Here is a 25,881-nt window from a genome sequence, read left to right as displayed (position 1 = left end):
CGCAAAACCTGCGGAATCCGCATCCACGCACCAGCCCGCCGCAAGGTCTGACCTCAGACACGCGGGGTGTGGATGCGGTGCCGGGGCCCCCTCCGCTCGAAAGCCTGACGAGCGACGGGGCTGGAATGGCAAATGCTAGGGCGTCTTCCCATGAAAATCCAAGCATGGGCCCTGGCGGGCATGGTGATTCTGGGCAGCGGCTGCATCTCCAGCATTCGGACCAGCAGTCGCTCATTCCTGGATGCGAAGGAGTCCGAGGCACTCCTCCAAGGAGGCACGGACGACGCCGCGCGACGCCTCACGGAGTTGATGAGCAAGCGCGGCTTCCCGGTGACGGAGAAGCAGGTACGCAGGGACGGGAGCCTCGTCTACGTCTTCAAGGGACAGCGCACGGCGATGACCACGGTGTCGGGGAGCGACATCGTCAGCGGCACCACGAAAACGGTGGGGTCCGTGTTCTTCGTGCTGCTGACGCCACGCGAGGACGGCGTCACCCGGATGGACTTGATTGGCAAGCCCACCATGGATGGCCACGCGGTGTGCAGTGACGCCCCTCCCGCCTGGGTGCCGAGCTGCGACGAGAATGTCGTCGTCGACTCGCTCTGGAATGGCCGGCACCAGATGACCGGGAAGGAGGAGGCGGAGGCCATCCGCGGCATGCTGCTGGAGCTGGAGTTGGGGCAGACCAGCGGCCCTGGTGCGTTGATCGCCAGGCCGGAGGCTCCGCCCGAGGCCCCCTCCCAGCCGACCTGCGTCGCCTCGGAGCATCCGGACTGGGCGAGCGCCTCGGCCGTCGAGAAGAAGAAGCTCCTGGAGCTGTGCCGCGCGCCGTCCGCCCAGGCCGCCACCGCGAACTGACGCACCGGCTTTCTCGGCACCACGTCGCATCACGGCTTCGTGGGAGGAGTCATTGTCGCTGCTGACCTCTCGAATTGCTCACCCCGCTGCCTTGACGTGGGCAATTCCTGTCTTAGGTTGGTAGCAGAACCTTCCCTGGCGAGACTCGCTCGGGGCAAAGGATTCATCCCCCACGAACCACCCTGGACTGGAAGCGCATCGCTGCGCTTCGTCCAGGTGGGTCCCCCCTCGGAGCCTTCTTGACTTTCTTTCCCTTCACTTCACGCCACCCGTCCATCCAAAGCACCCTCGCGACCCGGCTGGGCCTCGCCCTGCTGACGCTCGCCATCACCGCCTGCGGGGGGACGGATGACCCCGAGCCGACGCCAGCGCCGACACTCACCGCGACCACCCCCGTGGACGGCGCCACCAGCGTGCCGCTCAACGCCACGCTCTCCGCCTCCTTCGACCTGGCCATGGACGCCCTCACCGGGACGACCTTCACGCTGAAGCAGGGGACGACCGCCGTCACGGGAACGGTGGCGACCAGCGCCGATGGAAGGACGGCGACCTTCACGCCCTCCAGCAGCCTGACCGCGAGCAGCGTCTACACCGCCACCGTCACCACCGGAGCGAAGTCCGCGGAAGGTACGAGCCTCGCGGCGGCCCGCTCCTGGAGCTTCACGACGGGCGTGGCGGCGGACACCCTCCCGCCCCAGGTCAGCTCGACGACCCCCGCCGCCGAGAGCGCCGGTGTGGCCACCAACCGGAAGGTCACGGTGAGCTTCAACGAGGCGATGGACCCGCTCACCCTCACCTCCACCACCTTCACCGTCCGGCAGGGCGCCACGCCGGTGACTGGCACCGTGGTCTACGGCCCCGGTACCACCGCGACGTTCACCCCCGGGAGCGCGCTGGCCTCCAGTGCCATCCTCACGGCCTCGGTGAGCACGGACGTCAAGGACCTGAATGGCAATCGCCTGGAGGCCGCCTTCACGTGGAGCTTCACGACGGGCGCCTCGGCCGCGCTGGGGCCCATGCCGGTGTCGCTGGGGACGGCCGCCAATTACGCCATCCTGGCCAAGACGGGCGTCTCGACGGTTCCTGCTTCCTCGGTGACGGGCGACATCGGGCTCGGCCCGGCCGCCGCGAGCTACCTCACGGGCTTCTCGCTGGTCGCGGACGCCACGAACATCTTCGCCACCTCCCCGCAGCTTGTCGGCAGGGCCTATGCCGCCAACTACGCGGTGCCGACGCCCTCCAACCTGACCACGGCGGTGGGCAACATGGAGGGCGCCTACACCGACGCCGCCAGCCGGCCGACGCCCGACTTCCTCGAGCTGGGCACGGGCGACATCGGCGGGAGGACCCTGGCGCCGGGGCTCTACAAGTGGACGAGCACGGTGACCCTGCCGACGAACGTGACGATTTCCGGCGGCGCGAATGACGTGTGGATCTTCCAGACCACGGGAGACCTGACGGTGAGCGCCGCCCAGCGCATCACCCTGAGCGGCGGCGCGCAGGCGAAGAACATCTTCTGGCAGGTCGCCGGCCGGACGACGTTGGGCGCCGGCTCGCACTTCGAGGGTGTCCTGCTCTGCAAGACCGACGTCACGCTGGAGACGGGCGCGACGATGAACGGCCGCATCCTGTCGCAGACGCAGGTGGCCCTGCAGAAGGCCACCGTCACGCAGCCTCCCCGCTAGCACTGGGGCGCTGAACTTCGGGGGACGGGTCCAGGTGACCCGTCCCCCGATTGCGTTTCAGCCCTGCTCCTGCTTCACGAGGGGCAGCGTGAAGCGGAACGTGCTGCCGGTGCCGATGCCGCTCTCCACCCAGATTCGCCCGCCATGCGCCTCGACGATGCACTTGGAGATGTGCAACCCGAGCCCGTGCCCGCGGCGATCGAACTTGTTCACCTGGCTGAACCGCTCGAAGACGGTGTCCAGTTGGTCCGGCGGAATTCCCGAGCCGGTATCGGTGACGGAGATCTCGCACTGTGGGCCCTGTGCTTCCGCGCGAAGCTCGATCCGGCCGCCTTCCTTCGTGAACTTCAGGGCGTTGCTCAGCAGGTTCGCGAGGACCTGGAGGATGCGCTCGTGGTCGAAGTTCGCGAGGAGCGGACCGGGAGGTCCGGCCAGGGAGAGCGAGATGCCTTGAGCCGTGGCGGCGGGTTGGAAGATGTCGACCGACTCCCGCAGCACTTGGGTGGCGTCGTCAGGCGCGGGACGCACGTGGAGCTGGCCGGCCTCGATGCTGACGACGTCCAGCAGGTCGCTGAGGAGGCGGTTCATGCGCGCCGTGAAGCGCTGGATGCCCTCGGCCCGTTTCACGACCTTCTTGCCACTGTCGTCGTCGGGCGCCTCCTTCAACAGGAAGGACGTGCTCACCGCGATGCCACCCAGCAACGAGCGGAGGTCATGGCTGACCATCCCGAGAAATTCATCGCGGGTGACCAGTGCGGCGTCGGCTCCCCTGCGCTCGAGCAACAGGTCCTTGTCGGTCACTTCACGCTCGAAGCGGAGCAGCTCAGCGAGGGCTCGCCGCCGCTCGTCGCGCTCGCTGGTCAGTTGAGCGGCCTTCGTGGTGCGCTCCTCGGCCAGGGCGCGGTCCTCTGCTGTCCGCTCGACCTCGAGCGCCGCGCTGGAGCCCAGGCCTGCCGTGTCGGCCTTCGCGCGGGCTGACTTGAGCACCTCATCCGCGCGGTCATTGGCGCGGGCCAGGACCTCGTCCGAGTCCTCCTCGATGGAGGCCCGCTTCTTTTCCAGCTCTCGGTCCGTCCTCGCCCGCTCGCTGCGAAGGCTGTCATCGGTCTGGGTGCGCTCAGGTTGCTTTTGACTCATTTCCGTCCCTCGTTAGGACACTCCCTCAAGGATGAACACCACGGTGTAGGGAATGGGAGCAAAGACGTATCCTTGTGAGCGTTTCACGCCCGGGGGGGCTCCAGGGGGCCCAGCACCTTCTGAGGAGGCCAGCCAGGGCGGCAATGGCTCGCGAAACCTGACGGAATCGCTCGCCCGCCATCAGCCCATCTCTGAAGGTGATGAAGACGCCCAGCCGCGGCGCTACCGGCCGACCGGTCGCTGCGAACTCCAGGGACGCGCCCACGCCGCTCGTGGAGGCGTCACTCAGGGCGAGACGGTCAGGTCCGCGGGAGACCGGGGCGCCACCTCGTAGGTGGTCTCGTACTGGGCGGCCAGCCCCACCACGGTGAGGGTGTCTCCCAGCTTCAGCGCCTGCAGCGCGCTCGCGTCGAAGCCGGCCGAGGCGTGGACGAACACCTGCACCTCGCCCGAGCCGTCATTCACGTAGAGCTTGTAGCCGTAGGGCGAATCGTCCTGGAACGTCTGCGTCACGTCGCCCGTCACCTCGATGAGCTGACCTTCGACGGACTCGTTGACGGAGCCGGTGGTTACGTCCTTGGCCGAGACGGCCTTGGAGCCGCTCAGCAGCTCCACGTCCTCGGGCTCGGCCTTCAGGATGCGCAGCTGGTTCTGCTCGTCGAGCGTCCCGGTGACGCGGACGTGGGCGCCAGATTGAACGACTGCTTCTGCTCCAGCTTGACGTAGACGCCGCCCGTGGAGTCCTGCAGCGCGAAGCCCTCGTCGCCCAGGGCCGAGACGAACGCGCCGGGCTGGACGCTGACGTAGCCCTCGATGGTGGCCTGCGTCCCCGTCGCCTGCGCGCGCGCCTCGGCGATGGGAGTCGAAGTCGGGTCGTCCGAGTCGTCACAGGCCGCCACGAAGACGCACAGCGCGACGAACAACGCACGGGAGAACCGCGGGACACTGCTTTCGAATCGGGTCATGCCGTCCCTTAACGCGGAGCGGCTCTCGCGAGCAAATCGACAGGGCCCGCTTGGACCAACGCCCGCGACCCGCATGCGCCGGTGGCTGGGTGAACCGGGCGCTTGTGAAGCACCTTACAGTCGGCGCCAGCGCGGCAAGGAACCCTCCTCGATGTCGGGGGATGTTTGGAATGAACTTCCCGACGTTGCCATTCACTCTGCTGGGAGGAAGACGCCATGAAGAACTCCATGACCCTGGATGCGGGCCTCCAGGCGATGGGCGAGGCCACCGCTGCACGGCTGAAGCTGACGCCCGAACAGCAGGTGCTGCTCGCCAATCACGTCGACGCGGAGGGCGATGAGACAAAGGCCGCCATGGTGCTCGGTGGGACCGTCGACATGCCCTTCAGCATCCCCATCGTGGGAGGGGAGGGCGCTCTCACCACCGAGAAGAAGGTCACCGCATGGGTCAGCATCTCGGGCTATTTCCAGGTCGCCGCGCCGCCGGAGGGGACGTGGAGCATCCAGGTGACCGACACGGCCCGGAGCGGCCGACTCGTCCTGGCCGCCCAGGGAATCCAGTGCGGCCAGCAGGTCCCTTTCACATACAAGACCGGAATCACGTGCCAGCTCAGCTTCACTGTCCAGTGGAGCCAGGCGGACGACACCACGCTCCAGGGGCAGGTCCACACCCGCTACTGACCAACCGGCCCCCCCTTGAGCGTCACCGCGACGGTCGCCGTGCCCACGCGCCTCAAGGGGCGACTTTGCTCTTGAGTGATTTGACGATGAATCTGCTGTCCACGTAGTCGACCGTTCCGAGCTTCTTTCCGTAGATGCTGGGCGGCTCTTCGATATCCGCCTTGATGACGATGCTCCTGCCCTTTCGTGGCAGCGACAGGGTGACGATGGTCCCTGCCCAGTCCTCGAGCGTCTTCCTGTCGGTCCCCTCCTTTCCGTCGGCGGTGAGCAGCCCCGCGTCCGCGTACAGTCGGATGGCATCCTCGGTGGAGATCTTCAAGGCGGACGGATCTGTAGTCAGCCCCTCCAGGGTGCAGCGGAACACGGTGAAGTCGTTCACCGACCCACCCGACGCCACGATGACCAGGTGATATCCCGTCGGGTTCTTGAAGAGGGCGGCCTCGAAGCTCGCGATGGCGTCCGGGCTCTCGAAGGTCGCGTAGCCGTTCGGCACATCGCGGACCTTCAGCGACTTCGCGATGAAGTCCGGGGGGAGCGGGTCGCCGGAGTCGCTACCGATGCGCAGGGGCCCTCCGTCAGGGTAACGCTCGAAGAGGTGGCGGAGCGCGGTCTCGATGTTGGTGGTCATGCAGCCGGAGCTGCTCGCGGGCCTGGCGGCCGTGGCGGCCGGGGTGGACGAAAGCAGCGCGAGGACAGCGATGGTCTTCAAGAGAAGCACAGGGGCTCCCGTGGGAAACGTTGTCGAGTTGGACGTCAGCAGTCCCGGGGCATGGTCCTGTTCGAACACCAGGACGCCGCGCGACTCCGGAGAGTAGATGACATACAGCTCCCTGTCCGTACAGCCGTCCGGCCACATGTGAGCAGCAGGGGTCGCCGACGAGGTGCCTCGGGCTGCCAGGCGTCCGCTTCTGAGGCTCGGCTCCGAAGCTCTCCCTCGCGCGTCGGCCAACGCTCAAGTCGGTTCGGCGAGAAGTTTCCTCAGCTTCCACGCGCCCCAACCACATGCGAGCAGGCCACAACTCACGAACATCAGCGTGATGAAGAGAAACGTCACCGTGAGGAACTCAAGCCCCGAAACTTCGTACCAGAAGAAGGCCACCTCCCGCTCCCCGCTTTCGGAGAACAGGACCTCCCGATGGGCGTAGCGATCATTGGTTACTTCGCCGGCCGTGCAGCTGATCAGGCGCGCCGGCCCCGCGGCATCCTGCACCGAGATCGCGACACCCCAGCGGGCCGTGGACCATTCGCCACAGGTCCGCTCAATCTGATGACGAAGAGACTCCAACGGTTCAGCTCGGGCGGTATCTCCAGGCAACGTCAATACGGCGGCCATCAGCCTGTCGTTCATGCACCGCGAATCGAAATCGAACAGGGTGCACCCCACGAATTCGCTCGGAATGATGGGGCGTCCAGAAACGCGTTCCACCTTTCCCCCGGGATCGACCCTGAAACGGGTCAAAGCCTCCAGCCGACGTGAAGAGGCAATCACGCTCGCGCCGCTCGGCGGCGTGATGTAGTACCCCCAGAGGTTGTGACAGAGGACCGAGGCTGTGATGCCACAGACGAGCACCAGCCCGAGCAAGACGAGTACCTTGTTGCGCATGGGGTTGAAGGCCTCCTTGATTCGCCTCGGTTGCTCCAATGAATGCCAGGAGACTGTAGCGCTTCTCGCGCTGCTGGGGAGCAGGGGGACGGGACCTCGGTCCTCATCTACCTCGGCGGGACGTCCAATGAAACCCGGGCATGGGTCATCCATGCCCGGGTGGCGCCGTGTGCAATGTCTTGGCTGCACGGCGTTCATGTCCCTGAGCCCAAGACATCTCGCGGTTCATGAGGCTGATGGACGCCCATGAAGGCTAGTCATTGAGCTGGCCGAGCGAGGGGGCGGTGTTTGTCCAGTCCGCTCGTGTGTTGCTGTCCGTGATGCCATGGCGCTGGAACGTGTTTGTCTGGCTCGAGAGGAAAGCCGCGGTCCATTCGGCGGAGACGTTCAAGGCGGAGGGGGAGGACTCATACGTGCATGGCACGCCGCCACAGTTCGCCGGGGACCACTGCCCTTCGGCCTGAAGTGCCTGGAGATGCGGCGGGTAGCCCGCCAAGGTGGCGGCGGTCAGGACCGCGGCCACACCGTCCTGGGTGACAGTGAAGACATTCCGGATGCGCAGGGTCCGGTTGCCAACTCCCACGCCCATCGCTCCACCGTGGAAGTCCCAGGCGTTGTCGTAGTTTGTGCTGTAGCTGGACGCTGGATGTTGTGTCTTGCCGAGTGTCTCGGAGGCCGGCGCATCCATCCCCGGCGTCACCCGGTCCGGGTTGAGGTGGATGACGATGAGGTCCCCCGCGGCCACCAGGGCATCCGGCAACGTCGCCAGCGTCGTGTCCCCCTCCATCAGCGTGGCATTCTCGGTGGAGCCAGCCTCCAGGACATAGAGCTCCACCAGGTCCCGTTCATTGGCGACGTTGGGTGCCACTTCGCTCAGGAGCAGCCGGGCCGGCGGCCTCACGAAGCCCCGGAAGGAGGCCTGGGTGGCCGTCGGATCGAGGCTGACGCCGCGCCGGTCCCGCACCGTGGTCGCCACCGTCAGCGTGTACGGCTGGTAGGCCGAATGGTTGCTGGTGGTCAGCACGACCTCGGTGTCGTCCTCCAGTTGGGCCTGCGTGACGCTCAGCCCCGGGATGCTGAACTGGCTGCCACTGGCCACCAGCGATGCGGGGTCGAGCGGGCGGCTGAAGCGCACCCTCACTGTATTGCGGTCCGGGGTCGACGCGTCGATGACCCGGGGCGCGGGGCACCCGTGCACCGTGACGTCGCTCGCCGTCCATACGGACGGCTGGAGGGTGGGACGCGACTGGGAATCGGGCATGAACACCCAGAGGGGTGACGTCACCGTCAACGAGCAACCCGCCGTGAGGGCCAGGCTGTCGCGGAGGGGCTCCACCAGGCGCAGCCGCAGCCAGGACGCGGCCGCCGACCCCGAGGGCACGCCCACCGTCGTGAACGGTGCCTCGAGATGCCCCGCGCCGGAGGCGGAGAAGCCGGGCATGCCGATGGTGCCGGTGATGGAGATGTACTCGGACTCATGGACAGGCTGAGTCCCGCCGGTGGTGACATTCACGTCGCTGACATCCTGGAGGAACTCCGCCACCGGCCTCCCACCGCCGAGCACGCTGAAGCTGGAGATGCTCGCGCGCGTCTGGCCATTGACGACGCTCTTCGCGTTCACGGTGACGCGCACCCGGTCTCCCACTCGCGGCACCGGGGACAGCGTCGACGGGTCCACCGGCACGAAGAGGGCCGGACCGGTCCGCTCCGCCTGGAGGAAGAAGCCCGCCGGGTCTCTCGTCAGGTCGCCCACGCCTTCCTTGAGAAAGGTAATCCGGGCGCCATCGATGACGAGGTTCACCGCGCCATTCGCCGCGTCGCGCACGGCCTGGAGCTGCGCGGACGCCTGCAGGACGTAGGATTCCTGGTTCACCTGCTCCACGTTGCCAGCCAGGTCCGTGGAAGCGAAGCGCACCCTCAGGCTGGCCGTGAGGGGGATGGGCGCCGCATACAGCGGCGAACTCGCGGACGGCGCCGAGCCATCCAGCGTGTAGCGCGTCTCGGCGCAGCCCGAGCCACTGTCACCGCACGTCAGCGTCACGGAGACCGCGTCATCGTAGACGCCCCCCAGGGGCGTGGCGGTGGTCACCGGCGGCGTCGTGTCCAGGTTGTACTGTTCCGTCTTCGCCAGCTCGACGTTGCCCGCGATGTCCGTGGAGAGGAAACGCAAGGTGGTGGAGGCCGCCACGGTGATGGGCCCCGTGTAGCGGGGGCTCGACGTCGTCGGCGCGCTGCCGTCGACCGTGTAATAGGTGCCCGCGCAGCCGCTTCCCGCCGCATCGTCCACGCAGGACAGGACCACGGCTTGAGCGCTCCGGTAGACGCCTCCCGCGGGAGCGGCGGTCGTCGTGGGCGCGGTAGAATCCTCCGCGGACGTGTCCCGCGTGTATTCCTCCGACACCACCTCGGAGACATTGCCCATCCGGTCCACCGCGATGAACCGCACGAGGGTGGTGGCCGTCAGCAACAATGGCTCCTGGTAGACAGGGGACTGCCGTGAGGGAATGCCGCCGTCGGTGGTGTAGTGGATGGCCACGCAGCCGCTGCCCTCGCCGTCGTCACACGTCAGCGTGACGGCGCGCGACGTGGCGAAGCTGCCGCTCCTGGGCGTCGCGACCACCTGAGGCGCCTGCGTGTCCACGACGTAGCGGGCCTGCTGCACCGCCTCGGGGTTGCCCACCCGGTCCACGGAGAAGAACCGCAGCGTGGCGGTCTGGGCGATGGACAGGGGCGAGGTGTAGCGCGGCGACGCCTGCGTGGGCGCGCTGCCATCCAGCGTGTAGTGCGTGGCCGCGCAGCCGCTGCCACCGCCGTCATCACAGACCAACGTCACCGCGACAGGGGTGGTGAACTCCCCTCCCGCGGGCGTCACGCGTGTCGTGGGTGGGGCAAGGTCGGAGGGATTGGGTGGGGGTGACTCACCACCACTACACGCGAGGACGAACCGCGCCGAGAGAAACACCACGCAGAGGCGCAGGGGCCAGGACAGCGTCAGGGACATCTAACCTCCAAGGCACACGTTGACCGTGCGCCGGGGCAATCGGGGTGCGGGAAGGTCCGGGGGACGACGAGTACGAGGGGACGGCCCCCACCGTCCAGCCAGCGCGGCGCGTACGCTCGCACCGTGCGTAGGGGGTCCGCAAGCCTCTCCCGCGCTGAAATGACGCCTCAAGTCATCCTGTCTGCGTAGATGAGCGCATGTGAGCGATAGGCGCCCAGGGTGCTGTCCCGCTCGTGAGGGACGGACAAGCGCTCTGTTTCGAGAGGACTGTCCAGAGGAGGCTGGGTCATGGCCCCGCGGCCCGTGATTGGACACACCGGTGCCGAGCGGGGCCGCGGGGCGCTGAAGGACAGGGGAGGGCGAAGGATCAGGCCGCTGCCCAGGTCAACACGCCCTCGCCCATGGGCGTGTATGTGATACGCGGCCCTCGGCCGCGATGACTTCACCGGGGTCATCCTCCGTCCCGTGGACTTCAACGCCAACAAGCTCGACAGCCCCATCGACCACGAGCTGGGCGTTGTTTGAGCCCATTGTGCCCTGCTCGAGACTGAAATTGCGACGGCGGCATCAACTCGTACGACCTGTTCCGGTATGAAACAATGACTGGCGGCCAGGCTGGCCGGCATGGCCCATTGGCCCTGACGGCAACCCCAGCCGGCGGCTCGGCATCGTGGGCAGGCGGCAATCGCCTCTGTCTACCTCCCGGGAGGTAGAGCCAAACCACACAGACCCTGAGAAGAGTGGCGGGTGGTTGATTTCATCCGCTCCAAGGGAGAGGTCACCGTGGCGGACGTGGCCGGCTTCTGCGAGGTGTCGGAGCAGATCGCCGAGCGATTCATCCTGGATCTCATCGCCCGCGATAAAATCAATCTCGTCTTCGCGCCCGAGAGGGGGGTGTACGTCGTCCACCCCTTCATCCCGGCGTGGGCACCCGCCATTCCTCAGTCGGGCGTCGTCGAGCCCATTCCCCTCAGCGAGGTGGGCGAGCTCAAACTCTCTTCATCGGGCCTCGTCCTGGTGTCCACCCGGCCCCTCGCGCACCGCTGTCCTTCGTGCAACGCCCCTCAGGACCTTGGCGGAGCAGGTCCCGGAGACAAGCGTGTCTGCCCCTACTGCGATTGCGCTTTCCAGGTGGTCGAATCGTCGGTCAGCCCCTGAACAAAGCCGCGCCTCCCGAGCCTGAGGACCGACAGGCCCTGTCGAGAGGCGGTCGTCCGCGCCGCGAGCGCGAAGGGGCTTGCTCGCGTAGATTGGTGGCCCTTCCACTGGAGCCGCCACCCACGTGCGCAATCTGGATTTCAGTTCCTGGCAGGCGCTCCTGTCGACGCTGCTCGGCCTCGCCGTCTTCACGCTGCTCGGCGTCGGCATCCGCCTGCTTGCGATGCAGACCATCCAGCAGCGCCGCGAGCGTGAGAATCGGCAGATCAACGAACGCCTGCGCACGTTGATCGCCGCCTACAAGACGCTGGGCGGCTCGTTCACTGGAGATCTCGCCGTCGACCCGACACACCTGCGCGAGCTGCGCCAGCGCGCCGGTGTTCCTGCCGCCGCCGTCGCTGAGTCCGTGGCAGCGCTCGAGGGTTTTCGTCCAGGCGACGACCGCTCGCGCCGCGTGCGGGACGCAGTCGAGGCGGCGCTGTCGGACATCATCCTGCTCGGCACCGAGGACCAGGTTCGGCTCGCGGCCAAGGCCGCCGGCGAGCTCGCGGAAGGTCGCCCGATTCATACGCACGACCTCGTCGTGTCACTGCGCGACTTCATCCGTACGGTGTTGGATCTCGACCCGGTGCCAGCTTCGCTGGTGATTCCGAAACAAGGCCCGGCGCGTCCCTCCTCGGGTGGCGCACGCGGCAAGGGCGAAGGCGCGGGGAAGGACGACGCGCGACAAGGCGGAGCCAAGGGCCCCGGTGGAGGGGGTGGTGGCGGCATGGGGTCTGGCCTCGGTGCGGGCGCGGGTCTCGGACCTGGCGGCCACCTGGCCGATGACGACGAGCATCGCTAATACGACTTGGTCACATCCGTGAGGGCTGCTCAGGCGGCGCTCTGGGGTTGATGGCCCTGTTGCAGAGCGGGCAGGTGCCAATCTGCTGGAGCAGCAGAGGCTGAATCACGCGCCTCACCATTGGCAGCGTCCAGTGCACTCGGCTCCGGGGGGAAAAGCGCCCGACGGAGCGCGAGGAAGCCGTGGGCCACGGCACAGAGAGTGGCGTGGTGATGGAAGCCACGCCACGTGCGCCCTTCGAAGTGGTCAAGGCCGACTTCTCCCCTCAGTTCCTGATAGTCACGCTCGACGCGCCAGCGCAGCTTGGTGAGGCGCACCAACTGCTTGAGAGGGGTGGCGGCCGGCAACGTGGAGAGATGGAACTTGGTGGGGCTCTTCTCGTGGCTGAGCCATTCACTAATCAGCCACTGCTCATCGCCCGGGGCCAACCCCACCGAGTGTCCATGGGCAATGCGGATGCGCAGGGCTGCGAAGCGGGAGCACTGCATTCCCTTGGCGCCTTCGCGCCAGTTGACATGCTTCCAGAAGGCTTTGGGCAGCCCTGCGGCAAGTTTCTCGACAGCCACCGGCTTCGATTCTCCATAACGGTAGCGTGAGCGCACAGGCCCGCTCATTCCCGCGGGCTTCGGGGGAATGGGTGGAGGCTGGAATCCGGGAGGCCAGACCACCGAGTCTCCTCGAATGCCGACGATGTACGGCAGCCCCCGTCGCGTGAGTTCCTCGCGGAACTTGACGTCGTTTCCATATCCGCAGTCCGCGAGGAACAACCGCGGCTTCACTCCCCAGTCCAACGCACGCCCAATCAGCTCCAGGGCGATGTCGTGCTTCGTCTTGAATGCCACGTCCTCTGGCACACCCGCCTTCCGCATGCGCGGGGTGTCGGAAGTCCATTCCGCCGGCAGGTACAGCTGCATTCCGAGACAGCCGCTGCCCTTCTCACCCGCCAGATGCAAGCTGACTGCGACCTGGCAGTTGTCGGTGCGGCCCAACGTGCCTGAGTACTGCCGGGCCACGCCCACGGAGTGCTTGCCCTTTTTCGGAAAGCCCGTGTCATCCAGTACAAGGGCTTCAATTCCAGGCAGGTCCGCCTCCAGCTTCAGTGCCAGTCGGCGTCTGACCTCCTCGTCCGCCCAGGCGCTGCCACTGACGCATTGTTGGAGGCGCTGGCGCATGGCCTCCTTCTCGCCAGCCTCCTCCACCAGCCGACCTGCCATCGGGTCGATGCTCTTGCGCTCGCCCTCAAGCAGAAGGCCCTTCACATACCAGTCCATCGCCCGTCGCCGTTCTACCCGGCCCAGGCCCGAGAACATCGACTCAAGGAAGCTCGCCAGCTCTCCCTCCAGTCGCTTCAACTGCTTCGGCGTCATGCAGGGGGAACACTTCGCCCACCCTCACGCATTCTTGAAGTGACCAGGTCGTACTAAACGAGAGATCGTGATTCTCGCAGAGCCTCAGGCGGTGCGCCTGGGGCCTGCGGACTCGGTGCTCGACGTGCCCCTGGAGGCGCTCACAAGTCTGGGGATTTCCTTCCACACTCCGTATAACCGCCAGGACCTTGAGCGTCAGTGGGCTTGTAGCAATAGACCGCCTCGCTCGAGGCCTCGTCGCAGTTGTTGCTCTCTTCCGTCTTCCCGGACGGCAGTTCGATGGTTTCCCTCCTGCAGCCCCCCGTCGACTCCTTGAGCCGGAGTTGACGCGGGAACGCCTTCCCCTCCGCGCTGACTTCCACGCTGGAGCCGCCGCTGCCGAAGGCGTCAGAGCCGCTGCTCCACTCCAGGCCAAAGATCTTCTCCAGGGAACCCTCCTGCGCCTCCCAGTAGGAAAGCGCGTAGTCCATGGAACTGGGCTGGCCCTCTTCAAAATCGACTTTGATGACGTGTCGCAGCGGGTGGGTGAGGTTCTCGAATGCGAAGACAACCGTGGGCGCATAGGGCTCGCTCATCCCCGGCAAGAACGGCATCTTCATGAGGCAATAGACGTTCTTCTCCTCGAGCGGATGAGCCACCACGCCAGCGAGCAACAACACGTTGTCACAGACACCTCCCCGCACCTGGAGAACGAAATCCTCCGTCTCGGCAGACAGGAGGCGGGCACGAAAGATGTCGAGCGTCACGGACGCGGGGGCGTTCTGCTTGTCGCATGAGTCGAAGCGGTTCCATGAGAGCCCGAGCTGAAGGGGCTCAAGAAGCTTCTTCACCTCGGCGGACTCCTTCGCGGCGCTCAGCTTCTTCTTCAACACCCGGGGCAACACCGTGACGCGCCGCTCTGGGGGGCAGACCCATGGCTTGGGTGGCGACGCGATGGCCACCCCTGTTCCCGCATCTCCTCCTCCCTTGCCAACAGCCAGGGGCGGCGGCGTCTGGGCCATTCCCGTCAGCGGGCCGAACGCGACAAAGAGAGGCAGCAATAGATGCCGGGCCCGGCGACGCCCCCACGAGAATGCAACCTGCGAGCGAGCCGTTGGCGAAGGACTCCAACCACGACACTTCATTCCCAGCATGACCCATCCTCCTGTGGAGCCGCTGTCAAGGAGCAAGCGCTCTCTCGAAGCGCCCCTCCCTGAAGCCTCTTCGAACTGGGCACTGACGTCGTAGGCTTTGAAGCTATTCACTCTCGATGTCACCGGGGGCACCTGACCGATGGGCCGTACGCGGGGTGCTGGAGGTGCTCCGGTGAGAAGGCGCATCTTCGGTGGGTTCATCCCAGAGTGAGCCGGTTCGCAAGAACCGTCCCTCCATGGAGTACGCGCCGACGAGTCCGCAGGCACCGCATGCGACCTCGAGTTCGGGAGGCGGTGCAGGTGCGTTTGGATCGCCGATGGCGTGGGGTGGGCGCCCGCGAGGACAGACCGCTCGGTGGACTTCCGAGACGGTTTCAAGGTCATACATCCCTCCGCATGTGGGACAGCGGATTGGCGCGAACAGGTTCTCCAAGAACTTCTTCTCGCGCCGTGCACCGACTTGGAGCAGGAACAGGACGCCGAGGACTCCGCTCCCTGCGACGACGAACCACAGCGTGAAGGCGTAGATGAAGCTGTACATGTCCACCTGAGGGCGGGCGTCTTTGGGGGGCGAGCCTCGCGACTCAGGCCGCGCGCGGAGCTTCGCGGTGCGTCCGCTGCAGCACTCCCGCCTCTGTGAAGACGGCGGTAAGCCCGCACACGGCACACCTCGCCTGGACCCGCGAGGGAAGGGCCTGGATGGACGTGCCAGGTGGCGGAGTCATTCTCGGCGGAGAGGACCTGGTTACCGACGCGGGGTCGAATCCTCCGCCGCACTCCGGGCATCGAAGCGGTTGGACGAGCGACTGGAGCCGTTTCTGTTCGCGCGCCTCCGACACGACGATGCCCACGAGGGCGACGACGGTGCCGCCCAAGGTGATGCCCAGCCACAGCGGGAATGCATCCATGCCGACCCCCTGACGAGGTCAACGTAGCAGGCCTTCCGCCCCGCCTGCCGCTGGAGACGGAGTGGCTGTGGCGCGGTCAGCCCTGGGACGCGGAGGGCTGGCCGGGCTTCGAGGCGACCGGAGCCGAGGGTGGGCGCCCACGTTCGACGGCGTCCAGGCGGGCCATGGTCTGTGCGTAGAGGTGGTCCAGCTTGGAGTGGAGCTGGGTGACCTCCATGCCGGCGCGGATGTTGGCTTCGTACTCGACGTCGGAGCGGATGCGGTCCTTGGCGGCCTGCCGGCTCTGGCTGATGAGGACGAAGCAGGACAGGAAGATGGCCTCCAGGCTGACCACCATGGTGAGCAGGCCGAAGGGGAACGGGTCGAACGCGTGGAACGTGGGAATCCAGCCCAGGTTGATGGTGATCCACACGGCGAACCAGACGGCGTGCAGCATCATGAAGGTGAAGGTACCGCTGAAGGCGGCCAGTCCATCCGCGAGCCGCTGGATGGTGGTCAGTCGCTCCTCCACCATCTCGTTGGGGCTGAGTGACGGCCGGCTGTGCAGCATCTTGTCTGCTTCGCGCAGTCGCCGGCCGATGGCGGTCAACACGTCCATGGCGCTGGAGGGGTGGCGCCGGAAGAGGAGCTCCAGGTCCGCGCGGTCGACCTTGAGGGCGGAGGTGTCCTGGATGGCGCGGGCATCCGCGCTGCGCGGGTCTCCGTCGAGCAGGGACAGCTCTCCGAAGAAGTCGCCGCGCCGGGCGGTCTCGAAGACGATGACCTGGCCGGTGGTGTCCTCGACGGAGATCTGCACCTCGCCGGAGCTGACGATGTAGATGGCGCCGCCGGGGTCTCCTCGGCTGAACACCTTCTCTCCGGCGGACAGGCGCACCTCCTCGAGCTGGTTGGCGAGCAGCGCGCGCTCCTCGTCATCGAGGGCGGCGAAGAGGGGCACTTCCTTGAGCAGGGCGACGTCGGCGGGCATGACGCGGAGTTCCTCGCGAAGGGCTGCACCGTGCGTTGCGCAGGCTGGCACCTTCCGAGCAATTCGCCCAGCGTCACCGCGTCACAAGTCGAGGGTTTTCCCAGGGCTGAAAAGTAGGGCCCGGCCGGATGACTGTGGCTCCAACGAGTCGCCGTGCTTCCGCGACGTGGCTCACTGCGGGGGGAGCTCTCGGGAGGCTTTCGGCTCGACGGTGGAGGCGACGTTCTGCGGGGTGCCATCGGAGAAAGGCCTGACGTCGAACTGGACGCGGACGGAGCGGCCGGGCTTCAGGTGCTCGCGCAGATAGGTCTCGATGTCCTGGTCGCGAGGGACCGTCATGCCGGCGATGCGTGTCTGGTGTGTCACGCGGATGGGAATCGAGGCGCCGCTGGGGCCGGTGACGAAGAGTGTTCCCGGCGCGGTTCCCAGCACCGGGCCGGAGAAGGCGCGGGGCGTTCCGGGGGTGCTCTCGGCATCAGGGGATGGGGCAGGTGAGGGACGGGCCGAGTCCCCGCTCGCCTGCGTGTCCACGGCCAGGGCCAGGGGAGGCGTGCTCAGCAGGAGTCCGAGGAGCAGGTGCTGGGTCCATCGCTTCATCACGGGCCTCCTGGGCTGGGCGGAGCCGCCGCCTGGGAAAAAGGTGGCCACGAACCCGGCTGAACGCAGGGGCTGCCTGGCTTGAGGGACAGGGGTACTTCGGGTGCTGGTAGGTTCGGCTCAATCCTCTGGTGCGACACCATGATGGACGCCAAACGACTTGAAGCGCTGTTGCTCCAACCCCTACACGTCGCCGCGCTCGGATGGGTGGGCGGCGAGTGCCTCACCGCGAGGGCCAACTACGTGCGGCTCGAAGTGCGCGACGAGGCCGGCCAGCTCCGACTCGACCACGACACCTGGCGGAAGGATGGTCGGATCCTGCGCGACATGCGTTTTGCCGGCGAGTACCTCGTCGCTTCGATTGGCGACATCTTCGCTGACGGGCTGCGAATCTGGGACGTGCAAAGCGCGGTCGAGACCTCTTGCGTCGGCCCGTCCTGGCACGTCGAGAGCGGTGGGCTCTCATGGAGCGACCCGGTGCGGCCGCGTGCGCTCGTGCGCAATCGCGCAGGGGTCTCCCTGCCACCCGCTGACGGCGCATTGTTCGACCCTCGCGCTGGCGAGCTTGTCCTGGCCGTTCCCGAGCGCACCTGGCGCGTCCCTCTCCCATGAGCCCATGTCGCCGTGCCGGAGGGATGGACGCTCCCAACGGGCCAGCGTAGGGTCCGCGCCCGTTCCCCCCTTTCTCCCGAGTGAGAAACCCATGGTCTCGGCCATCTTCAATCCGGCCCGATGGACGCCCGTCGAGGGCCACAAGTTCAAGGACATCACCTTCCACCGCGCGGTGGACCAGGGCACGGTGCGCATCGCGTTCAACCGCCCGGAGGTGCGCAATGCCTTCCGTCCCCGCACCGTCGACGAGCTCTCCCGCGCCCTGGAGGCCACGCGCTTCATGACGGACGTGGGCTGCGTCCTCATCACCGGCAACGGCCCGTCCCCCAAGGACGGCGGCTGGGCGTTCTGCTCCGGCGGAGATCAGCGCATCCGTGGCAAGGACGGCTACAAGTACGAGGGCGAGGACGGCGAGTCGGACCCGGCGCGCCTCGGCCGGCTTCACATCCTGGAAGTCCAACGACAGATCCGCTTCCTCCCCAAGGCCGTCATCGCCGTGGTGCCGGGCTGGGCCGTGGGCGGTGGACACAGCCTTCACGTCGTCTGCGACATGACCATCGCGAGCCAGGAGCACGCGGTGTTCAAGCAGACCGACGCGGACGTGGCCAGCTTCGATGGGGGCTATGGCTCGGCGCTCCTGGCACGACAGATTGGCCAGAAGCGGGCGCGCGAAATCTTCTTCGTGGGCGCGAACTACTCGGCGCAGGAGGCCTTCCAGATGGGAATGGTCAACGCCGTGGTGCCGCACGAGAAGCTGGAGGACTTCGCGCTGGAGTGGGCGGCGGAGATCAACACCAAGAGCCCCACCGCCATCAAGATGCTGAAGTACGCCTTCAACCTGCCGGATGACGGCCTCGTGGGGCAGCAGCTCTTCGCGGGCGAGGCCACGCGCCTGGCCTACGGCACCGACGAAGCCCAGGAAGGCCGCGACGCCTTCGTCCAGAAGCGCAAGCGCGACTTCAAGCGCTTCCCCTGGTCCTACTGAGCCGCGCGTCGTTCCTCGGGACTCGGCCCGCTTCGGAGACTCCGGAGCGGGCCGTTCGATGCCTCGTCCCTACGCGGTGAAGACCACGGACTCGGCGGAGCGCTTCGCCGGGCCATGGTAGACGGCCTCGATGTTGTTGCCGTCCGGGTCCAGCACGAAGGCCGCGTAGTAGCCCGGGTGGTACGGCCGCTCACCGGGAGCGCCGTTGTCCTTCCCTCCGGCCTTGAGCGCCGCGTCGTAGAGGCGCTTCACCATCTCCGGGTCCTTCGCCTGGAAGGCCAGGTGGACGCCGCGCCCGGCGGGCGCACCGGGGTCCGCGGTGCTGACGAACAGCTCGTCCGCGAAGAAGTTGTCGGGGCCGTGCGAGCCGAGCGGGATGCCCAGCACTTCGAGAATGGCCTGGTAGAACCGCTTGCTCGCCGCCATGTCCTTGGCGCGGAGGTGGACGTGGTCCAGCAGCCGGCCTCTGTGAAATTCCATGGTGCTCCTCGCGAAAATGTGCACCCCTGAAGGGGTACGCGTGGAGGCGCGAGGCTGCCATGAAACCCCATTTCCTGACCTTCTTTTGCGAGCTGGCTCCAGAGCCACTTCGCGAACTGTTCAACACCGAAGGCGTCGTCGACGACCTCCAGGCGATGCGCGCCGGCGTGAGCCTGGGCCTCCTCGACTTGAGCGCCGAGCGCGCCGAAGTCGTGCGCCTCCTCAACCGCGCTGGCATCCCCGTCACCGCGTGGCTCCTGCTCCCTGTCGAGCAGGGCTACTGGTTCCATGCGGGCAACGTCCCGCAGGCGCGTGCGCGCTACGAAGCCTTCAGGACGTGGACGGCCGACGAGAAGCTCCAGTGGGCCGGCGTGGGGTTGGACATCGAGCCCGATATCCACGAGCTGCGCAGGTGGGCGGAGGCGCCGCTGCGGAGCCTCCCTGGGATGTTGTCGCGACTCCTCCTGCGAGGTGGGCGCACGCGTGAGGCGCGAGCGGGCTACCAGGCCCTGGTGGAGCGCATCCGCGCGGATGGCTACCGCGTGGACGCGTACCAGTTTCCCTTCATCGTGGACGAGCGACAGGCTCGCTCCTCGGTGCTGCGGCGCGTGGCGGGCGTGGTGGACGTGCCCGCGGACCGCGAGGTGCTGATGCTCTACACCAGCTTCGTGCGCCCCCGAGGGGCCGCGCTCCTGTGGAGCTACGCGCCGGGAACGAATTCGCTCGCGGTGGGCAGCACCGGCGGTGGCGTGGAGCTGCCGGGCGTCCTCGCGTCGCCGCCGCTGGACTGGACGGAGCTGTCGCGTGACTTGCGGCTCGCGGTGCGGTGGACGCACGACCTGCATGTGTTCAGCCTGGAGGGCTGCGTGAAGCAGGGCTTCCTGCCCCGGCTGCGCGTGTTCGACTGGGATGCGCCCGTGGACCCGCCCTGGGTGGAGTCGCGGCGCGTGGACGCGGTGCGCAGGGCCGCGCGCGGCGTGCTCCAGGCGTCGGGCCGGTTGCTGCGCTGACAGGGGAGGGGGCGCACGGACTGTCGGGGTGACCACGGAAGTCGCCTCGCGTCATGGTGCCTTCGCGGGTTTGAAGGGTTGACGCTCGACAGGCGCGGCAGTGTCATGCGCCCGGATTGCCCGAGCTGATGCCCCGCCCTGCTCGGGAAGGGAACGACATGACCGACCGCCCCCAGACGTCGAAGCTCCTCGGCGCGCTGCTGTTGTCCGCGAGCCTGCTCCAGGCCGCGCCCGCCGTGGCCGCCACTCCCGTCAACTCCTCGGCGGTGCCGAACGGAACCTTCGAGGTGGCCGGAGGTTCCTCCTCGGTGCCCGCGTTCTGGCGCTCGCAAGGCCCCGGCAAGGTGGCCTCCAGCGCGGAGGGCAAGGTGGAGGGCTCGCGCGGCCTGCTCATCGAGAGCCCGCAGGGCGGTGGGGAGACTACCGTCGAGTCGGAGAGCCTCAAGCTCCAGGTGGGCCAGCTCTACCGGCTCAGCGCCTGGGTGCGGACGAAGGGCGTCCAGGTCGACCCCGAGGCCCGCTATCCCACGGCCCACGGCGCCTGCTTCTCGATGAAGAGCTTCCCCTTCACCAACTGCGCGACGGCTCCGGGCGGTGAGGCTGGCACCCGCGCCTCCGTCCTCTTCTTCGCCACGCAGTCCACGGACCGCGTGCAGCTCCACCTGGGCCGCAACGGCAAGGCCACCGGCTCCGTCTGGTACGACGATGTCCGCCTGGAGCCCGTGGAGGACATCACGGCCTATGTCCCCATGGAGTCCGTGCGCTGGGCCGGCAAGGGCTTCCGCTACGACGACGGCGGCTGGATTTATGTCCACATCGAGGGCGAGCCCTACGAGCGCGGCGTCCAGTTCGGCGAGCTGACCTCGCAAGAGATTGTCCGCTACATCGAGAAGCTCGGCATCCAGAAGGACAAGTCGGACGCGGCCAAGGGGTGGAGCCACCAGCGGCTGCTCGCGGACTCGCTCTTCCTGCGCAAGTTCGACGCCGAATACCTGGAGGAGATGAAGGGCATCGCCGACGGCGCGAACAAGGCCGGCGCGAAGTTCAAGGACCGCGAGCTGGACGTGCTCGACATCGTCACGCTCAACACCGCCGTGGACGCGGGCCAGCTCGAGGAGGCCAACCGCGCCACGTCGACCTCCCTGTCCGGCCGCACCTTCCTCAAGGCCGACGAAGAGGCCGAGCGCGGAGGCAAGGGCGACCACTGCTCCTCCTTCGTCGCCACCAAGTCCGCGACGAAGGACGGCCGCGCCATCATCGGGCAAATCTTCATGTGGAACGGCTACACGGGCGTCCACTGGGACGTGGTGCTCGACGTGCAGCCGACCCGGGGCCACCGCTTCGTGATGCAGACCTTCCCGGGCGGCATCCACAGCGGCGCGGACTGGTTCATCAACTCCGCGGGCATCGTCATCGGCGAGACGACGGTGGGGCAGACGCCGTTCGACATGAATGGCTCTCCGCAGAGCAACCGCATCCGCAAGGCCGCGCAGTACGCGTCCTCCATCGATGACGTCGCGCGCATCATGAAGGACAACAACAACGGCCTGTACACCAACGACTGGACACTCGCGGACACGAAGACGGACGAGGGTGCGTGTCTGCTGCTCGGCACCAAGAAGACGCGGCTGTGGCGCACCGGCAGCAAGGGCAACGCCTCTGACACGCCGGGCAACCTCAAGGACTTCATCTGGGCGAACAACAACAACCGCGACCTGGAGGTCCGCAAGGAATCCGTCTCCAACCCGGACAACGCCCCCGCGGACCTGGCCTTCAACACCTGGAACCGCGACATCGCCTTCTGGGAGTACTACTCGAAGCTGGGCAAGAAGGGCTTCGACCTGGACTCCGCTACGCGGATGCTGGCCTCCAGCCCCATCAACCGGCCGCACGCGTGCGACGGCAAGGTGACCACATCGGAGATGGCCGAGAAGCTGATGTTCCTGGCCCACTACGGCAAGACGACGCTGCGCGAGAAGATGATTGGCAGCCGCTTCATGCCGGACCTGCCCGGCGCCACGCCGCACCTGTCGCTGGGCTACACGACGTTCAGCCCCATCTACGTCGCCGCCAAGCTGAAGGAGGCGCGCAAGACGTGGAAGGCTCCGGAGGAGCCGCAGGCGGCCAAGCGGGACTTCGCGCGGGTGAAGGGCGCCGTCGGCTTCGACAAGTCGCTCCTGTGGTCCAACACGCTGTTCCCCGCGTCGGACGGCGAGAACTGGCTCATCAGCGGCACGTCCGCGTACTGGAAGCTGTTGCGCGACGTGTCGGCGCACGAGGACAAGCCGGAGAAGGCCTTCGAGGCGCAGCGGGACGCGCTCGCGGACCTCAATGACCGCTACCTCTTCACCACCTCGCGCGAGGCGGACGTGCTGCCTGCCTCCGTCAAGACGGAGTACGGCCGCTATGGCACCTACCTGGTGCCGCGCATCAAGGGCACCTTCGCGCTGCACCAGCTCCGGCTGCTGCTGGGCAACGCGGACTTCTCCAAGGTGATGAACGCCGTCCACACGCGCTACGCGAACAAGGACATCTCCACGGCGGACTTCAAGCGCGCGGCCCAGGAGACGGTGGGCAAGGACGTGGGCCCCTTCGTGGGCCAGTGGCTGGAGCGCACGGGCCTGCCGCAGCCGCGCTTCCGCGCCACCGCCGCGCAGGTGAAGGACGGCTACGAGGTGACGCTCAAGGTGGAGCAGCCCGGCCCGAAGCCCTGGCACTTCGTCACACTGGTGGAAGTGCACACGGCGAAGGGCTCCACGCTGGAGCGCGTGGAGGTGAAGGGCGCGGCGAGCGAGACCTTCGTCCTGCGCACCACCGAGGCGCCCGTGCGCGTCGTCTTCAACGCGGGCAATGACGTGCCGGTGCCGCGCGAGCGCTACCAGGTGCTGTCCAACCAGACGGATGCCTGGGAGAGGCTGCTCATGGTGCACGGCACCGCCCGGCAGACGGAGTCCATGCGCACGCTGGTGCTCGGCTACCGCGAGGCGCTGGCGGATGTGTTCACCGAGCGGCTCGTCCCGGTGTCTCCTGACTTCGAGGTGACGGACGCGCAGCTCGCCGACCGCGACCTGGTCGTCTTCGGCGGGGCGGAGGACAACGCGCTGCTCGCCCGGCTGGCCTCGGAGAAGAAGCTCCCCGTGGAGCTGGGCCGCCGCTTCTTCCGCTGGCAGGGCAAGACGTATGGCCGCCCGGATGACGGCATCGCCCTGGCCCTGCCCAACCCCTGGAACCCCAAGCGCGCCCTGTACCTCTTCGTCGCCAACAGCGGCATCCAGCTCTGGCACATGACGCGGACGTACCAGCGCAACCTCCAGGGCTGGGCCCTGTTCCGAGGCGGCGACGTGACGACGAAGGGCTTCCATGACCTGGAGGCCCTGTCTCAGGACGTCACGGTGACGCCCGCGCCCGTGCCCGCCGCGCCCACGGTGCCGGCCCCGGCCGCCCCGGTGCCCGCGCCCGTCATGGGCCAGCGCTGAACTCCTGAGCCCTCGGTAGGGGCTCGTGGCCTCGCCTCCTGGACGGGGGCGGGCCGGAAATGGCTGATTCAGGGGCCTGCCCGCGGGGCTGGGGGCCTCACCTGAGGAATAGGGCGCTCGCGCGGGTGTTTTTCCTGCCTGCCCGGATGGACGACGACCATTCGGGTCCGGCAGCATCCCCCGTCCCTTTTTCCTCTCGGAACCTCATGAGCCCCAAGAAGTCCCTTGCCCACCGCGCGTGGGCGACCAGCGCCCTCGGAACCCTGTTGCTGACCGGCTGCGCCAGCGCGCCGCAGCCCGCGCCCACCGAGGCGACTCCGCCTCCCGCCGCGTCCGCGTCCTCGACGACGCCCGTCGCGGAGGCCGTGTCGGAGGAAGCCGTGCGCGCACTCGGTGTCGAGCTGAAGAACCTGGACCGCACCATCCGTCCCCAGGATGACTTCTACCGGTTCGTCAACGGGACGTGGCTGAAGAACACGCCCATCCCCGCGGACCGCGCCCGCTATGGCTCGTTCATCGAGCTGGCGGACAAGTCCGAGCTGGCCCTGCGCGCCATCATCGAGGAGTCCGCCACCGCGAAGGAGCGCGCGCCGGGCACCACCGCGCAGAAGGTGGGCGACCTGTACAACAGCTTCATGGACACCGAGCGCATCGAGTCGCTCGGCATGAAGCCGATTGCCCAGGAGCTGGCGCGGGTGAAGGCCTTGAAGGACAAGGCCCAGCTGCCGGAGCTGTTCGTGGAGTTCCAGCGCAGCGGCCTCCAGACGCCCTTCGCGTTCTTCGTGGGCCAGGACCAGAAGCAGGCCACGCGCTACATCGCGTACGTCAGCCAGAGCGGCCTGGGCCTGCCGGACCGGGACTACTATTCCAAGCAGGAGCCGCGCTTCATCGAGATTCGCGCCGCCTACGTGGCGTACATCGAGAAGCTCTTCACCCTGGCCGGGGAGAAGGACGCGAAGAAGGCGGCCGAGGCCATCCTCGCGCTGGAGACGACGCTGGCCGACAAGAGCTGGGACCGGGTGAAGAGCCGGGACCGCGAGGCCACCTACAACCTCAAGAGCGTCAAGGAGGCGGAGGCGCTCACCCCTGGCTTCTCGTGGACGCGCTTCCTCAAGGCCGCGGGCGCCCAGGCGACGCCCGGCATCATCGTCCGTCAGCCGGCGTACTTCGAGGCCATGGCGGGGCTGGTGAAGACGACGCCGCTGCCCGTGCTCAAGCAGTACCTGACGTTCAAGGTGCTGTCCGGCCGCGCGCCCATGCTGTCGAGCGCCTTCGAGCAGGCCTCGTTCGACTTCTACGGCAAGACGCTGCAGGGCCTTCAGGAGAACCGTCCCCGCTGGAAGCGCGGCGTGGGTGCGGTGGAGGACTCGCTGAGCGAGGCCGTGGGTCAGCTCTACGTGGAGCGCCACTTCAGCCCCGCGTCCAAGCAGCGCATGGTGGAGCTGGTCAACAACCTGCGTGAGGCGTTCCGTCAGGGCATCGACGGGCTGGACTGGATGAGCGCCGAGACGAAGGCGCAGGCCCAGGCGAAGCTGTCGAAGTTCAACGTGAAGATTGGCTACCCGGACAAGTGGCGGGACTACTCGCGGCTGGAGATTGTCGCGGGCGACCTGCTGGGCAACGTGCGTCGCGGGGATGCGTTCGACTTCCAGCGGATGGTGGACAAGCTGGGCAAGCCGATTGACCGCGAGGAGTGGGGCATGCCGCCGCAGATGGTGAATGCCTACTACAGCTCCACGATGAACGAGATTGTCTTCCCGGCCGCCATCCTCCAGCCGCCGTTCTTCAACCCGGACGCGGATGACGCGACGAACTACGGCGCCATCGGCGCTGTGATTGGCCACGAAATCAGCCACGGCTTCGACGACCAGGGCAGCCGCTCGGACGGCGACGGCAACCTGCGCAACTGGTGGACCCCGGAGGACCAGGCGGGCTTCAAGCAGCGCACCGCCGTGCTGGTGGAGCAGTACGCCGGCTTCAGCCCGCTGGAGTCCATGAAGGTCAACGGCGAGCTGACCCTGGGTGAGAACATCGGCGACGTCAGCGGCCTCGCGGTGGCCTACAAGGCCTACGTCCAGTCGCTCGGCGGCAAGGCGGCGCCCACCATCGCCGGCTTCACCGGTCCGCAGCGCTTCTTCCTCGGCTGGGCGCAGGTCTGGCGCGGCCTGTACCGCGACGATGCGATGCGGCAGATGCTGCTCACCGACACCCACTCGCCGCCGCAGTACCGCGTCAACGGCGTGGTGCGGAACATGGCGGAGTTCTACGAGGCGTTCGGCGTCAAGGAGGGCGATGCGGGCTGGCTCGCCCCCGAGAAGCGCGTGAAGATCTGGTAGCTCCCTGACACGCCCACCGTCCGACGTGGACGGTGGGACAGGGTGGGGCGCTTCCTCGGCCCCTCCCTGAAGGGCCTC

The 25,881-nt window shown here is 67.4% G+C and carries 21 protein-coding genes; 10 read left to right on the top strand and 11 right to left on the bottom strand.

The window, feature by feature from the left end:
* The first annotated feature begins 150 nt into the window (after window positions 1–150).
* Entirely contained in the window at window positions 151–858 is a 708-nt protein-coding gene (locus LZ199_RS34105; RefSeq protein WP_253997941.1) for a hypothetical protein, read from the top strand.
* Between the two features lie 239 nt (window positions 859–1,097).
* Window positions 1,098–2,543: an ice-binding family protein gene (locus tag LZ199_RS34100; protein ID WP_253997940.1), complete on the top strand. Its 1,446-nt coding sequence runs from the start codon at window positions 1,098–1,100 to the stop codon at window positions 2,541–2,543.
* 57 nt (window positions 2,544–2,600) lie between these two features.
* Here LZ199_RS34100 and LZ199_RS34095 read toward each other — a convergent pair whose 3' ends face one another.
* From LZ199_RS34095 to LZ199_RS34085, 3 genes are all read right to left on the bottom strand, one after another.
* Window positions 2,601–3,680, bottom strand: coding sequence for a sensor histidine kinase (locus LZ199_RS34095; protein WP_253997939.1), 1,080 nt, complete (start codon window positions 3,678–3,680; stop codon window positions 2,601–2,603).
* Window positions 3,681–3,965: 285 nt separating this feature from the next.
* Complete coding sequence (locus tag LZ199_RS34090) at window positions 3,966–4,295, bottom strand: hypothetical protein (RefSeq protein ID WP_253997938.1); 330 nt, start codon at window positions 4,293–4,295, stop codon at window positions 3,966–3,968.
* Between the two features lie 17 nt (window positions 4,296–4,312).
* A complete protein-coding gene (locus tag LZ199_RS34085; RefSeq protein ID WP_253997937.1) occupies window positions 4,313–4,645 on the bottom strand; it encodes a hypothetical protein in 333 nt (110 codons plus the stop codon).
* 216 nt (window positions 4,646–4,861) lie between these two features.
* On the opposite strand from LZ199_RS34085, the gene LZ199_RS34080 reads away from it, so the two are divergent.
* Complete coding sequence (locus tag LZ199_RS34080) at window positions 4,862–5,326, top strand: hypothetical protein (protein ID WP_253997936.1); 465 nt, start codon at window positions 4,862–4,864, stop codon at window positions 5,324–5,326.
* Window positions 5,327–5,378: 52 nt separating this feature from the next.
* On the opposite strand, the gene LZ199_RS34075 is transcribed toward LZ199_RS34080, so the two are convergent.
* The 3 genes from LZ199_RS34075 to LZ199_RS34065 all read right to left on the bottom strand — a co-directional run bounded on the left by LZ199_RS34075 (window position 5,379) and on the right by LZ199_RS34065 (window position 9,930).
* Window positions 5,379–6,044 carry a hypothetical protein gene (locus tag LZ199_RS34075; protein ID WP_253997999.1) on the bottom strand — a complete coding sequence of 222 codons (666 nt, stop codon included), beginning with the start codon at window positions 6,042–6,044 and terminating at the stop codon, window positions 5,379–5,381.
* Window positions 6,045–6,278: 234 nt separating this feature from the next.
* Window positions 6,279–6,929: a hypothetical protein gene (locus tag LZ199_RS34070; RefSeq protein ID WP_253997935.1), complete on the bottom strand. Its 651-nt coding sequence runs from the start codon at window positions 6,927–6,929 to the stop codon at window positions 6,279–6,281.
* A gap of 253 nt (window positions 6,930–7,182) precedes the next feature.
* The gene (locus LZ199_RS34065; protein WP_253997934.1) at window positions 7,183–9,930 is read right to left on the bottom strand and encodes a chitobiase/beta-hexosaminidase C-terminal domain-containing protein; all 2,748 of its coding nucleotides are present in this window, start codon (window positions 9,928–9,930) and stop codon (window positions 7,183–7,185) included.
* Between the two features lie 783 nt (window positions 9,931–10,713).
* On the opposite strand from LZ199_RS34065, the gene LZ199_RS34060 reads away from it, so the two are divergent.
* Both LZ199_RS34060 and LZ199_RS34055 read left to right on the top strand, forming a co-directional pair.
* Window positions 10,714–11,088, top strand: coding sequence for a hypothetical protein (locus tag LZ199_RS34060; protein ID WP_253997933.1), 375 nt, complete (start codon window positions 10,714–10,716; stop codon window positions 11,086–11,088).
* Window positions 11,089–11,212: 124 nt separating this feature from the next.
* Window positions 11,213–11,932 carry a hypothetical protein gene (locus LZ199_RS34055; RefSeq protein WP_253997932.1) on the top strand — a complete coding sequence of 240 codons (720 nt, stop codon included), beginning with the start codon at window positions 11,213–11,215 and terminating at the stop codon, window positions 11,930–11,932.
* 29 nt (window positions 11,933–11,961) lie between these two features.
* Here the strand turns inward: LZ199_RS34055 and LZ199_RS34050 are convergent, their stop codons facing one another.
* The 4 genes from LZ199_RS34050 to LZ199_RS34035 form a co-directional block, all read right to left on the bottom strand.
* Window positions 11,962–13,299, bottom strand: coding sequence for an IS701 family transposase (locus LZ199_RS34050; RefSeq protein ID WP_253997931.1), 1,338 nt, complete (start codon window positions 13,297–13,299; stop codon window positions 11,962–11,964).
* 140 nt (window positions 13,300–13,439) lie between these two features.
* Window positions 13,440–14,555: a hypothetical protein gene (locus LZ199_RS34045; RefSeq protein ID WP_253997930.1), complete on the bottom strand. Its 1,116-nt coding sequence runs from the start codon at window positions 14,553–14,555 to the stop codon at window positions 13,440–13,442.
* Window positions 14,556–15,416: 861 nt separating this feature from the next.
* Window positions 15,417–16,307 (bottom strand): DUF1003 domain-containing protein, encoded by an 891-nt coding sequence (locus LZ199_RS34040; protein ID WP_253997929.1) that lies wholly within the window; start codon window positions 16,305–16,307, stop codon window positions 15,417–15,419.
* 171 nt (window positions 16,308–16,478) lie between these two features.
* A complete protein-coding gene (locus LZ199_RS34035) occupies window positions 16,479–16,904 on the bottom strand; it encodes a hypothetical protein (RefSeq protein WP_253997928.1) in 426 nt (141 codons plus the stop codon).
* A 141-nt stretch (window positions 16,905–17,045) separates the two neighbouring features.
* On the opposite strand from LZ199_RS34035, the gene LZ199_RS34030 reads away from it, so the two are divergent.
* Both LZ199_RS34030 and LZ199_RS34025 read left to right on the top strand, forming a co-directional pair.
* Window positions 17,046–17,516, top strand: a complete 471-nt coding sequence (locus LZ199_RS34030; protein WP_253997927.1) for a hypothetical protein — start codon at window positions 17,046–17,048, stop codon at window positions 17,514–17,516.
* A 91-nt stretch (window positions 17,517–17,607) separates the two neighbouring features.
* Window positions 17,608–18,501 carry a 1,4-dihydroxy-2-naphthoyl-CoA synthase gene (locus tag LZ199_RS34025; RefSeq protein ID WP_163869305.1) on the top strand — a complete coding sequence of 298 codons (894 nt, stop codon included), beginning with the start codon at window positions 17,608–17,610 and terminating at the stop codon, window positions 18,499–18,501.
* A 69-nt stretch (window positions 18,502–18,570) separates the two neighbouring features.
* On the opposite strand, the gene LZ199_RS34020 is transcribed toward LZ199_RS34025, so the two are convergent.
* Window positions 18,571–18,981 carry a VOC family protein gene (locus LZ199_RS34020; RefSeq protein WP_253997926.1) on the bottom strand — a complete coding sequence of 137 codons (411 nt, stop codon included), beginning with the start codon at window positions 18,979–18,981 and terminating at the stop codon, window positions 18,571–18,573.
* A 59-nt stretch (window positions 18,982–19,040) separates the two neighbouring features.
* Between LZ199_RS34020 and LZ199_RS34015 the strand changes: the two genes are divergently transcribed.
* From LZ199_RS34015 to LZ199_RS34005, 3 genes are all read left to right on the top strand, one after another.
* Window positions 19,041–19,991: a hypothetical protein gene (locus tag LZ199_RS34015; RefSeq protein WP_253997925.1), complete on the top strand. Its 951-nt coding sequence runs from the start codon at window positions 19,041–19,043 to the stop codon at window positions 19,989–19,991.
* A gap of 158 nt (window positions 19,992–20,149) precedes the next feature.
* The gene (locus tag LZ199_RS34010; protein ID WP_253997924.1) at window positions 20,150–23,467 is read left to right on the top strand and encodes a C45 family autoproteolytic acyltransferase/hydolase; all 3,318 of its coding nucleotides are present in this window, start codon (window positions 20,150–20,152) and stop codon (window positions 23,465–23,467) included.
* 206 nt (window positions 23,468–23,673) lie between these two features.
* A complete protein-coding gene (locus LZ199_RS34005; RefSeq protein ID WP_253997923.1) occupies window positions 23,674–25,803 on the top strand; it encodes a M13 family metallopeptidase in 2,130 nt (709 codons plus the stop codon).
* Window positions 25,804–25,881 lie beyond the last annotated feature (78 nt).

Source organism: Myxococcus qinghaiensis, assembly GCF_024198215.1.
In the GTDB taxonomy this organism is placed as follows: Bacteria; Myxococcota; Myxococcia; order Myxococcales; family Myxococcaceae; genus Myxococcus; species Myxococcus qinghaiensis.
The sequence above is the reverse complement of the archived record's forward strand: the minus strand, read 5'-3'. Positions and strand labels throughout refer to the sequence as shown.

Coding starts and splice junctions, on each gene's coding strand:
- LZ199_RS34015 (WP_253997925.1), top strand. CDS start 19,041: ATGAAACCCCATTTCCTGACCTTCTTTTGCGAGCTGGCTCCAGAGCCA.
- LZ199_RS34080 (WP_253997936.1), top strand. CDS start 4,862: ATGAAGAACTCCATGACCCTGGATGCGGGCCTCCAGGCGATGGGCGAG.
- LZ199_RS34025 (WP_163869305.1), top strand. CDS start 17,608: ATGGTCTCGGCCATCTTCAATCCGGCCCGATGGACGCCCGTCGAGGGC.
- LZ199_RS34030 (WP_253997927.1), top strand. CDS start 17,046: ATGATGGACGCCAAACGACTTGAAGCGCTGTTGCTCCAACCCCTACAC.
- LZ199_RS34085 (WP_253997937.1), bottom strand. CDS start 4,645: ATGACCCGATTCGAAAGCAGTGTCCCGCGGTTCTCCCGTGCGTTGTTC.
- LZ199_RS34050 (WP_253997931.1), bottom strand. CDS start 13,299: ATGACGCCGAAGCAGTTGAAGCGACTGGAGGGAGAGCTGGCGAGCTTC.
- LZ199_RS34035 (WP_253997928.1), bottom strand. CDS start 16,904: ATGAAGCGATGGACCCAGCACCTGCTCCTCGGACTCCTGCTGAGCACG.
- LZ199_RS34020 (WP_253997926.1), bottom strand. CDS start 18,981: ATGGAATTTCACAGAGGCCGGCTGCTGGACCACGTCCACCTCCGCGCC.
- LZ199_RS34065 (WP_253997934.1), bottom strand. CDS start 9,930: ATGTCCCTGACGCTGTCCTGGCCCCTGCGCCTCTGCGTGGTGTTTCTC.
- LZ199_RS34105 (WP_253997941.1), top strand. CDS start 151: ATGAAAATCCAAGCATGGGCCCTGGCGGGCATGGTGATTCTGGGCAGC.
- LZ199_RS34095 (WP_253997939.1), bottom strand. CDS start 3,680: ATGAGTCAAAAGCAACCTGAGCGCACCCAGACCGATGACAGCCTTCGC.
- LZ199_RS34040 (WP_253997929.1), bottom strand. CDS start 16,307: ATGCCCGCCGACGTCGCCCTGCTCAAGGAAGTGCCCCTCTTCGCCGCC.
- LZ199_RS34010 (WP_253997924.1), top strand. CDS start 20,150: ATGACCGACCGCCCCCAGACGTCGAAGCTCCTCGGCGCGCTGCTGTTG.
- LZ199_RS34070 (WP_253997935.1), bottom strand. CDS start 6,929: ATGCGCAACAAGGTACTCGTCTTGCTCGGGCTGGTGCTCGTCTGTGGC.
- LZ199_RS34005 (WP_253997923.1), top strand. CDS start 23,674: ATGAGCCCCAAGAAGTCCCTTGCCCACCGCGCGTGGGCGACCAGCGCC.